General features: G+C 32.2%; 11 protein-coding genes. 1 reads left to right on the top strand and 10 read right to left on the bottom strand.

The features are described from left to right. Positions 1-151: 151 nt before the first annotated feature. The 7 genes from BUA99_RS15285 to truA all read right to left on the bottom strand — a co-directional run bounded on the left by BUA99_RS15285 (position 152) and on the right by truA (position 7,299). Complete coding sequence (locus tag BUA99_RS15285) at positions 152-304, bottom strand: hypothetical protein (protein WP_234972865.1); 153 nt, start codon at positions 302-304, stop codon at positions 152-154. A 233-nt stretch (positions 305-537) separates the two neighbouring features. After that, a complete protein-coding gene (cysK, locus tag BUA99_RS00555; protein ID WP_072986826.1) occupies positions 538-1,452 on the bottom strand; it encodes a cysteine synthase A in 915 nt (304 codons plus the stop codon). Positions 1,453-1,457: 5 nt separating this feature from the next. Further along, the gene (locus BUA99_RS00550; protein ID WP_072986823.1) at positions 1,458-2,294 is read right to left on the bottom strand and encodes a serine O-acetyltransferase; all 837 of its coding nucleotides are present in this window, start codon (positions 2,292-2,294) and stop codon (positions 1,458-1,460) included. 291 nt (positions 2,295-2,585) lie between these two features. After that, entirely contained in the window at positions 2,586-3,974 is a 1,389-nt protein-coding gene (lpdA, locus tag BUA99_RS00545; RefSeq protein WP_072986820.1) for a dihydrolipoyl dehydrogenase, read from the bottom strand. Between the two features lie 161 nt (positions 3,975-4,135). Beyond that, positions 4,136-4,681 carry a hypothetical protein gene (locus BUA99_RS00540; RefSeq protein WP_072986818.1) on the bottom strand — a complete coding sequence of 182 codons (546 nt, stop codon included), beginning with the start codon at positions 4,679-4,681 and terminating at the stop codon, positions 4,136-4,138. A 50-nt stretch (positions 4,682-4,731) separates the two neighbouring features. Beyond that, a complete protein-coding gene (locus BUA99_RS00535) occupies positions 4,732-6,486 on the bottom strand; it encodes an ABC transporter ATP-binding protein (protein ID WP_072986815.1) in 1,755 nt (584 codons plus the stop codon). 75 nt (positions 6,487-6,561) lie between these two features. Then, complete coding sequence (gene truA / locus BUA99_RS00530; protein ID WP_072986812.1) at positions 6,562-7,299, bottom strand: tRNA pseudouridine(38-40) synthase TruA; 738 nt, start codon at positions 7,297-7,299, stop codon at positions 6,562-6,564. Between the two features lie 251 nt (positions 7,300-7,550). Here truA and BUA99_RS00525 point away from each other — a divergent pair, with 251 nt between their 5' ends. After that, on the top strand, positions 7,551-8,048 hold the full coding sequence (locus BUA99_RS00525; protein WP_072986810.1) for a metallophosphoesterase family protein: 498 nt from the start codon (positions 7,551-7,553) through the stop codon (positions 8,046-8,048). Here BUA99_RS00525 and BUA99_RS00520 read toward each other — a convergent pair. From BUA99_RS00520 to BUA99_RS00510, 3 genes are all read right to left on the bottom strand, one after another. Then, positions 8,023-9,747 (bottom strand): tetratricopeptide repeat-containing sensor histidine kinase, encoded by a 1,725-nt coding sequence (locus tag BUA99_RS00520; protein ID WP_072986808.1) that lies wholly within the window; start codon positions 9,745-9,747, stop codon positions 8,023-8,025. The genes BUA99_RS00525 and BUA99_RS00520 overlap by 26 nt on opposite strands. 107 nt (positions 9,748-9,854) lie before the next feature. Further along, positions 9,855-10,517: a response regulator gene (locus tag BUA99_RS00515; RefSeq protein ID WP_072986805.1), complete on the bottom strand. Its 663-nt coding sequence runs from the start codon at positions 10,515-10,517 to the stop codon at positions 9,855-9,857. Positions 10,518-10,666: 149 nt separating this feature from the next. Beyond that, positions 10,667-11,080 carry a DUF4293 domain-containing protein gene (locus tag BUA99_RS00510; RefSeq protein ID WP_072986803.1) on the bottom strand — a complete coding sequence of 138 codons (414 nt, stop codon included), beginning with the start codon at positions 11,078-11,080 and terminating at the stop codon, positions 10,667-10,669. Positions 11,081-11,125: the final 45 nt, after the last annotated feature.

Here is an 11,125-nt window from a genome sequence, read left to right as displayed (position 1 = left end):
ATTTCAACTTTTTTTATTAGTTTATAAGGAGAATTTAAGATACTATGAAGATTATTTCTGGCAACTTTTATGCTTACATTTTCTATGTAATATTCATAAATTTTATCCAGTTGACATTCTTCAAAGTCAGACCAGATAATTTTAAAACTCATTAATTATACTTTTGTAAAAGCTCCGAAGTAGTTTTGTAATTGCCATTTTCAAAATCAGATTCTGATTTATCGATTCGGGCATTAAGCTCGCTAATTGACATTGGATCTAAAGACTGGTCGTCATCGATATCTGCGGCAGATTTCTTTATCAATAAATTTTAAATTTAAAGATCACTTCTTAGCTTTGATGGATAAGAAAAACTGGTAGAAATTGTATTTTTCGACTTTAAATATCCGACTTTATATGTTTTAATCAAATTTACAATTAGTGTTGATCAGACTTTAGTTTTTTAAAAATTAATATCTAATCCAAAAATAAATAGTAAACCTCCATAAATCTTTAATCGTAGGAAGGACTTATGAAGGCTAAATTTATATTTTTTACCTAAACAAACAATCCCTCAACACTTAAATAATGTTCCCCAGTATCATAGCAAAAAGTCAGTACCGTTGCATTTTCAGGGATTTCAGCTAGTTTTTTAGCCACAGCTGCAAGTGATGCTCCTGAAGATATTCCTATAAACATTCCCTCTTCTTTAGCAGCTCTTTTAGTATATTCAAATGCTTCGTCTTTACTCACTTGAATTGACCCGTCGAGTAAGTCAGTATGAAGATTTACAGGAATAAATCCAGCGCCAATTCCTTGAATAGGGTGCGGACCAGGAGCGCCACCACTAATCACTGGCGAAGCCTCTGGTTCTACAGCGTAAACTTTTAGATTTGGATAATGTTGTTTTAGAATTTCGGCACAACCTGTTATATGGCCTCCAGTACCTACGCCAGTGATCATATAATCTAAACCGGCAGGAAATGCTTTGATAATTTCTTGTGCTGTTGTTTTTTTATGAATTTCTATATTTGCGGGGTTATCAAATTGAAGAGGTGACCAAGCATTATTCGTTTCTTTTATTAAATCAGCGGCTTTTTCAATAGCGCCTTTCATCCCTTTTTCACGGGGTGTCAAAACAAACTCAGCACCGTACAAACTCATCAGTCGGCGTCTTTCAATTGACATTGATTCCGGCATTACTAAAATTAATTTGTATCCTTTTACGGCCGCTACCATTGCTAATCCTATTCCCGTGTTGCCAGAGGTTGCTTCAATAATAGTACTTCCTTCTTTGAGTAATCCTTTTTCTTCGGCATCTTCAATCATTGCAAGAGCGATTCTGTCTTTGATACTTGCTCCTGGATTTGCGCGTTCTAGTTTGATATAAACATTATGGTTTGCACCAAAAAGGCGATTGATTTTTACATGTGGCGTATTGCCTATTGTTTCGAGTATGTTATCGTATTTCATAATTATTATATTGAGAAAAAATTAATATCTTTTATTTCTTGTTGGTTTAAAACTGTATTTTTATTGGACTGCATAATTAGTGAATATGGATTAACACTTTTTGAGATAAAAGTATTTCCACCTACGATACTGTGATTTCCTATGATGGTACTTCCTCCTAGTATTGTGGCATTAGCATAAATAATCACATGATCTTCAACGGTAGGATGCCGTTTTTTTTCCTGCATACTTTTTTCAACTTGTAAAGCTCCTAAAGTGACACCTTGATAGATGCTCACGTATTTTCCTATTATTGTACTTTCGCCAATAACTATTCCGGTACCGTGATCGATCATGAATGGAACATCTATAGTCGCATTTGGGTGAATGTCAATTCCCGTTTTACTATGCGCATACTCGGTTAAAATACGAGGTATCAAGCACTTTGTGCGGGATGCAATGGCATTTGCAATGCGATATACTTCAATGGCAAAAAAACCAGGATACGAATTTATGATTTCCTCAATGCAGTCAGCAGCAGGATCCGTGTCAAGAATAGCTTGCGCATCCTTTTGCATGGAAGAATAAAGTTCAGGCAGCGCTTCATAAAAAGCGTCGGCAAGTTCCCGGCTCTTATCAACCGCTTTTCCTTTATTTATTTCAGTTAGAATAGTGATAAAATTTATTTTATTTTGATCTAACAATAGTTCGATTTGGATGCTCTCCAAAGTTTTTTCTGGAAATAATATTCGGAATAGGTCATCAATCCAAGTAATAATTTTTGAAGAATCTATGGCTCTAACCCAATTCTGGTTTTGATTATTATGTAATGTTTTAGAAAATTCGTAGTTTTTGCTGTTCATTTATAAAATGGTATATTGGTATTTATTGAGTAAAAAACCTGGGGTCACAAATATAGACTACAATTGAATAGATTTTTTGATACGATTTGTAAATAAATGTTAATGTATTAAAAGCATAGAACATTTACTAATTATAAAGACAACTGAAATTAAAATTTTTTATAATCATAAAAGAACGACAAAACTATAATTCACTTTGTTTAAAAGACATAAAAAAAGATCCGATTAGAATTTCTAACCGGATCTTTACTACTATTCTGAACTTTAAACTTCGCAGTTCACATTTCGTATTTACAAATGAATTACTTCGCCATAAGCATCAGCAACCGCTTCCATAACGGCTTCACTCATTGTAGGGTGAGGATGAATTGTTTTAAGGATTTCGTGTCCTGTTGTTTCTAGTTTACGTGCTACAATTGCTTCAGCAATCATATCAGTAACTCCAGCGCCAATCATGTGACATCCTAACCATTCTCCATATTTTGCATCAAAAATTACTTTTACAAAACCATCTGGCGTGCCGGAAGCCTTGGCTTTTCCTGATGCAGAAAATGGAAATTTACCTATTTTTAATTCATATCCTTTTTCCTTAGCTTGTTTTTCAGTCATACCTACTGATGCAATTTCAGGAGTTGCATACGTACAGCCTGGAACATTTCCATAATCTATAGGTTCTACATGAAGTCCAGCGATTTTCTCTACACAATTGATGCCCTCAGCAGAAGCGACGTGAGCTAATGCTTGACCTGGCGTAACATCACCAATAGCGTAATATCCTGGGATGTTAGTCTGATTATAGTCGTTCACAAGTATTTTATCTCTGTCAACAGCGATTCCTACTTCTTCTAATCCAATATTTTCTATGTTAGTTTTTATTCCCACCGCCGAAAGCAAAATATCAGCTTCTATTTCCACCTCTCCTTTTGCTGTCTTGACAAATGCTTTTACACCAGCGCCAGAAGTATCAATACGTTCTACCGATGCGTTTGTCATGATTTTTACACCTGCTTTTTTCATGGAACGTTCCATTTGTTTCGAAATGTCCTCGTCCTCAACGGGAACAATGAGTGGCATAAATTCAACAATAGTTACATCAGTTCCCATTGCATTATAAAAATGAGCAAATTCTACACCTATAGCTCCAGAACCAACGATTATCATCGACTTAGGTTGAGTAGGTAAAGTCATTGCTTTTCTATAACCAATCACCTTAACATCATCTTGTGGCAAGCTTGGTAATTCACGTGAGCGAGCACCAGTAGCAATAATAATGTGGTCCGCTGTATATTCATTAACCGTATTGTCAGCTGCAGTAACGTCAATTTTTTTTCCTGGCTTTAGTTTACCAAAACCCATTATAACGTCAATTTTATTTTTTTTCATTAGGAACTGAACGCCTTTACTCATGTCTCCAGCTACATTTCTTGAACGAGTTACTACAGCGCTGAAATCTTTATCAAATTCTTTGACAGTTAGTCCATAATCAGATGCATGTTTTAAGTAATCAAAAACTTGTGCTGATTTCAAAAGTGCTTTTGTTGGAATACAACCCCAATTTAAACACACGCCACCTAGGCTTTCTTTCTCAATAACTGCTACTTTAAATCCTAATTGAGAAGCTCTAATAGCGGTTACATATCCTCCAGGACCACTTCCTAAAACTATAATGTCGTATTTCATTTTTATTTATTATGTTTTATTATTTATATATTGATAATCTACAATATTCATTTAATTCACTTGAAGTATTGTAAAACGTTTTCACGCTGCAAAATTAATGATTTATTTGAAAAGAAATTCAGCCATATAGTAAGTTTATTAACTATCAGGAATTCCACTTTTTATTGTTTCATTTTTAAAAATGCCGCCATGTAATTGCTGGTTGTAAAATATTCATCTCTCAAACTTTTCAAATGGCTTAGTATCTCTTCATGTCGAGGGTAATTAGGTTTTAGACAATCTTTTAGATCGGAGTCGGCAACTGTTAGAATTAAATACCAATAGCCATTTATGGAGATATACATGTCCTCTAACATGGGATCGTTTCCATTATCAGTCCTTTTCATGTCGATGGCGAGGGGAATCAAATTTAATGTTTTGGTCGATTTTTCACGCTCATAGAAAGATAAATAGTAGGTAGTGTTGTTGATGATAATAGGTACATTTGATTCTACATTATTGTGCTTTAAATTATATTTGGTATTGACAAAATTATAAAACTCATCTGCGTTTTTAGTATCTTCAAAAATAAAACTATAGAAATTAGGTAGATTCTTTTTAAATTTTTTTGCTTTTACTAATTTTTCTCCTTTAATGCTGGGAGCAATTTGCAAAGGAATGCAAGAATGTGCCATAAAAATCAAAATAAAACCAATAAATTTTTTCATAAAAGTGTTAAATTTGTTTGATATTAACGGAGCACAAATGTAATAATTTATTAAACCACTGCAGCAAACTGCGATTCATACAAATCCTTGTAGTAGCCACTTTCTCTATTTATTAGTTCTTGATGCGTTCCTTGCTCCACGATAAGTCCTTTATCCATTACTACAATTTTATCAGCATTTACTATTGTTGCTAATCGATGCGCAATAACTATAGATGTTCTGCCTTTAGTTATGGTTTCAGTGGCACGTTGAATCAACTCTTCGGAATAAGTGTCAATAGAAGAGGTGGCCTCATCCAGAATCAAAATACTTGGATTACTAACATAAGCTCTTAAAAAAGCAATTAATTGTCTCTGACCTGACGATAGCATTACGCCACGCTCTTTTACATCAAAATCATAATTATCAGGCAAGCTCATTATAAAATCGTGAACGCCTATTTTCTTGGCTGCAGCCAAAACTATGTCGCGTGAAATTTCGGGATTATTTAAGGTGATATTATTGAATATGGTATCAGCAAAGAGGAAAACATCTTGCAAAACCACTGCAATTTGCTTTCTTAGGGAATCTAATGTATAATTTTCTATGTTGTTTTTATCAATATAAATAGAACCACTATTAATTTCATAAAAGCGATTCAATAAATTTATAATAGTCGATTTACCAGCACCAGTTGAACCGACAATCGCTATAGTTTGCCCAGCATTTACTTCTAAATCAATTCCTTTGATCACTTCCTCATCTGCAATATATCCAAAACTTACGTTTTTAAACTCAATTTCTCCTTTAAATGTTGGTGCTTCGATAATACCTGTATCTTGTATTTGATCATTAGTATCTAAAATTTCAAATACTCGATTTGCAGCAATCATTCCCAGTTGCATTTCGTTAAACTTATCGGCTATTTGACGCAGTGGATTAAACAACATGGCAATAAACATAGTATAAGAAAATAAATCACCAAATGTGGTAAAATTATCACCATTAAGAATTTTTATTCCACCATAAAGTACAATAAAACCTAATGTAAGCGACGAAATAATATCAGCGATTGGGAAAAATATTGAGTTATAAAGAATCGTTTTTATCCAAGCTTTTTTATGTTTGTAATTAATTTCTTTAAATTTATCAGATTCAATTTTTTCACGATTAAAGAGTTGGACAATCTTCATACCTGTCACTCTTTCCTGGACGAAAGAGTTCATATTAGCAATTTGATTCCGCACTTCCTCAAATGCTACTTGCATTTTACGTTGGAAAATTCTTGTGATAAAAACTAAAACTGGCATAGCGACAATTACAATCCATGTCAGTTTCCAGTTCATGTAAAACATAAAAATCAAAACGACAAACATTTTCATCAAGTCACTAATAATCATAAATAAGCCTTGACTAAAAATACGCGCAATTGATTCAATATCCGAAACAGAACGAGTCACAAGTTGACCCACGGGAACAAGATCGAAATATTTCATTCGGAAACTCAAAATATGTTGAAATAATTTAGTACGAATATCCTTTACAATATCCTGTCCGAGCCAGTTTGCCCAGTAAACAAAGTAAAATTGTGAAAACACTTCAAATAAAAGCACTATTCCCATAAGCACCACATACAGTAGCAAACCATGCTGATCTTGGGTTGAAATATAACCATCTACCGTTTGTTTAAGTAAGTAAGGTCTTAATGCTGCAAATACGGATAGCGAAATGGCAAATACAATCACACCATTGAATCGATACTGGTATGGCTTTGTGAATTTTAATATTCGTTTGAATAATCTAGTATCAAATGCTTTTGCTTTCATTTTTTTAAGTCCTTAGTTTTTAGCCCTTGGCATTATCCTACTATTTCTAGGAATTAATCACGGGACTAATCTATTTTATTTCAAATAATCGTATTCTATTTCGATTAAGTACAAACCATGGGCTGGAACCGAAAAACCAGCTCTATCTCTATTTTTACTTTTTATGATGTTTTCAAAATCATTCACCGTAATTTTACGTAAACCAACATTGACGAGCGTGCCTACAATTGCGCGAACCATGTTTCTCAAAAACCGATTTGAAGAAATGGTAAAAATTAATTTTTCATTATCTAATATCCATTGTGCCTGATAGATGGTACAATCAAAAGTGTTCACATCAGTATTTACCTTTGAAAAACACTGAAAATCAATATAATTAAATAATAACTTTGCCGCCTCGTTCATAAGAGTAATATCTAAGGATTGATAAAAATACCAACTTTGCCCTTGTGAGAACGGATCTTTACCTAAATTGATTTGGTATTCATATGTTCTTTTTATGGCGTCAAAACGGGCGTGTGCCTCATCAGCAACCAGAATAATATCGTGAACTGCAATATCTTTAGGTAAATAAGAATTTAGTTTATGAATTATGTTAGGAGCGTCAATTATCTTGTCAAAATCAAAATGTGCAAACATTTCTTTAGCATGAACGCCCGTATCTGTTCGTCCTGCTCCCATTAAATTGATTTCAGTGTTTAATATCGTAGATATAGCTATATTAATCGTTTCTTGAACTGAAGTTGCATTTGGCTGCTGTTGCCAACCATGATAATGAGTGCCGCTGTACGCTAGTTTAATAAAATACCTCAAATCTATTATTTTGAAGGCACAAAGATACTTATTAATTTTATGGCTACGAAGTGGGTAAGAAGTAAAAAATGTTAAGATTTTATTAGATTTTTTATTTGAGGACGGAAAGTTTATTTTTACCAAAATTCCTAGCCTAGACTGTCCCGATATTTCGATAAAAATCTTTTTTATTCGCCTTTGCGGCGAAAAATATTAAAACGGCAAGCTGGAAATAGCACTTAGTAAAATTGTTCTTAGTCTCAACCTTAATTATGAAAAAAATACTTCTTCTCTCTGATACCCACAGTCATAGTGATGACACGATTTTAAAATATGTTAACCAAGCTGATGAGGTCTGGCATGCAGGTGATATTGGCGATTTACAAGTAACCGATACAATCAAAAAGCTAAAACCTTTGCGTTGTGTTTATGGTAATATTGATGATGCTCAAGCTCGGCTTGAATTTCCGTTGCATAATCGATTTATGTGTGAGGGTGTTGATGTATGGATTACGCACATAGGAGGTTATCCAGGAAAATACAGTCCTACAATCAAATCTCAAATTAGTTCAAATCCGCCAAATTTATTTATTTGCGGACACTCACATATCTTGAAAGTGATTTTTGATAAGAAAAATAATTTCTTGCACATGAATCCAGGAGCTGCGGGAAAAAGTGGTTTTCACCAAGTACGAACGATGTTACGATTTGTTATTGACGGTGATAAGATCAAAGATTTAGAAATTATTGAGATGGAAAAGCGGGCGTAGCATTTTTAGGATAAACGATGGGAACAATTATTTTGATTGCTGTTCCTTTATTTATTTCGGAGTTTATTTCAATACTTCCCTTTAAGTTATTTAAACGCGCTTTAATTTGGTTTAAACCAAAACCTTCTAGAATATGAAATTTATTAGAGTCAAAGCCTTTTCCATCATCGATTGTATCAATTTTTAGGGATCCTTCGTATTCTTTTAAGCTTAATTTTGCATTTTTGGCTTCACTGTGCTTTATAGTATTATTAAGGAGTTCAGTGATAATAAAATAAATTTTCATTTCGAATTCTTCTTCATATCTGATCATATGGTCTATCGGAGTGTAAAATTCAAATTGCAAAATTGAATTAGAATTTTTTTTACATAACTCGCTTAATGCTTCAAATAAGCCAAATCGAGCTAGAAGCGAAGGCATCAATTCATGAGATAAATCACGGATCTGGTCGTGGGCTTGCTCTAAAATAGATTTAGTATTTAGGATTTCTTGTGAAGAGTTTTTATTTTGAGAGATGTGAGCAAAAAGATGCATTCCAGCTGAGGAAAGTAATGCACTAATATTATCATGAAGGAATGACGCAATCTTTTTTCGTTCCAATTCTTGGCCATTTATAGTTGCATTTATTAAGTTTTCTTGAATTTTACTTTGAATATCTTGCAATCTGTTATTGTGTTTCAGTTTAGCATTTTGAACATAATAATAGAAAACAAAAAATAATAGTATAAGAACAGCGGTTAATGTAATTACAATTTTTTTATTTGTAGATTGTTCCTGAAGAAGTAATTCTTCTTTCGTTTTAAATTCATTGCCAATTTTGTCAATCTCTCTCTTATATTCGTCTATTTGAAGGTTTATGCCTGCAACATTTGCTTTACTTTTTTTCTCCTCATTGTTCAGCTCCTCAGTAATTGTATTGTACCTAGATAAGTTAGTGTAAGCATCTTTAAAGTTACCATTCTTAACTAAAAATTTTGAAAATTCGAGATGTGAGTATGATAAATCAGATTTTTCATTACCTTGAATTCCTAGTGAAATTGCTTTTTCAAAATAAAATTGACTTTTTTTAGTATCGTTGATGAAGTTATTGTACATACCGTTTAACATGTTTAAAACAACTTCTGTCGATGGTGATCCGTACTTATCGTGATGCTTATTTAGATACTTTAAATAAGGCAGACCTTTTTCAAATTGACTTATATCAAAATAAGCCCAAGTTAAATTGATTTTTGTAAAAACCATTTGAGCGGGATCGTTAATTTTAGCGCTGTAATCTAATGCTTTTTTGTAATAATAAATCCCTTTTTCATATTCCTTTTTATCAAAACAGTAAATATTACCAAGATTATTATTTAACCAATTTTTCATAACATCATCATCAGTTTTATTTGCATAAGCTAAACCTTTATGATAATAATAAAATGCTTTATCATATTCAGATAATTGGTCAAAATTGGCTGCAATTGTATTGTAGCAACTCGCGATAAGTTTATTGTCTTTATAGAAAATAGCCAAACTAAGCGCACGTCTTGATAAGATTAAAGATTTTTCATAATTGCCACTTTTCAATAAAGTTATTGCTTCTTTGTTCATCGCAGTAGCATCAGTTTTCATTTTTAATTCTGTCTTTGCAAAAGCAAGAAATGAAACAAGATAAATTATTGAAATCAGTGTAAATAAAACCTTCTTCTTAGACATAGGTTGATTTTTCAATTTTAAAAATGGTTGATATAAAAAAATTTCAAATACCTATAAATGTCTTTTTGATAACTAAAAAACATCTTATAAAGTAATTTCAATTTAGCTTAAGGATTAACTAAATTGTGTTTTATAGCATACTTTACTAGGCTAATAGAGTTTTTTGCATCCAGTTTTTTCATAATGTTTTTTCGATGTGTTTCAACTGTGTTTGCGCTAATAAATAGTTGGTCACTGATTTCCTTGCCACTAAATTCAAGTGAAATTAAAATAATGATTTCTAATTCTCTTTCAGTGAGATTAGAATTTCCCGTAATTATAGTTTTATTTAATTTTGGGTTACCTTTTGTTATGGTAGTAAATATTTTTTGCCTCACATCCTTACAAAAATATTCCTCACCATTATTAACGGCTAAAATTGCATTAATAATATTTTCACCTGCACATTTTTTTGTTAAGTACGCACTGCTTCCCAGCTTCATAACTTCTTTTATAATACGCAAATCATCGTGACTTGAAAGCACTATAATCTTGCATGGAAATCCGTTTTTAGCAAATTCCTTGATAACTTCAATACCATCTACACCCGGCATATTGATATCAAGGATTAATATATCTGCCTTATTGTTTTTTACTTTTTCATATAAATCTGTTCCGTCAGTTGAAAAGCCTACTACTTTAAAAGAACTATTAGTTTGAAGTAAAGTTTTTATTCCATCAATAAGAATTTGATGGTCGTCAGCAAGGTGGATTCTAGTTATAGTTGTCATATTGTAGTTGTTGTAACCAAATGTATAAAAATTTAATAAATATGTGCTGTTTTTAAAATATTTCTTAATAAAATTCGTTTTTAAGCACAAAAAAACCCGAATTGTTACATTCGGGTTTCCTTCGCACTAATAAACTAAAGTTTATAGGTTTACCTCAATCTATCCACTGATTTTACAAGATCTTCGTCCTTTTTAATTGCCTTATTAGCTAAAACCAATAATACAATAGCAAAAACAGGTAAAAACATCCCAATACCTTTCTCAGAAACAGCAGGTGTTTCTCCAGATAAATTTAGTGAACGATATACAAATAATCCTAATAAAATCAAATTTAATATTATATTCAGTCGGCCTACAACAAACTGATTCTGTCTCTTTTTATAGGATAAAATACTTAAAATTGATAGTGTTGTACTCAAACCTAGTAAAATTGTATAAGTTTCGCTTTGCATAAAATAAAAAGCCTTATTGTTACTCATGGTCCAAAGTGGAATGAAAAACAATAAAATTCCAGTAATTACGAAAGCTAAAAATAAATAAACGGTTTGAATTCTTTGTATCATTTTATAAATATGTTACACAAAAATATATTTTCTTTTTTAAAAATA

Source organism: Flavobacterium segetis, from assembly GCF_900129575.1.
GTDB lineage: Bacteria > Bacteroidota > Bacteroidia > Flavobacteriales > Flavobacteriaceae > Flavobacterium > Flavobacterium segetis.
This window is presented reverse-complemented; position numbering and strand designations above follow the sequence as displayed.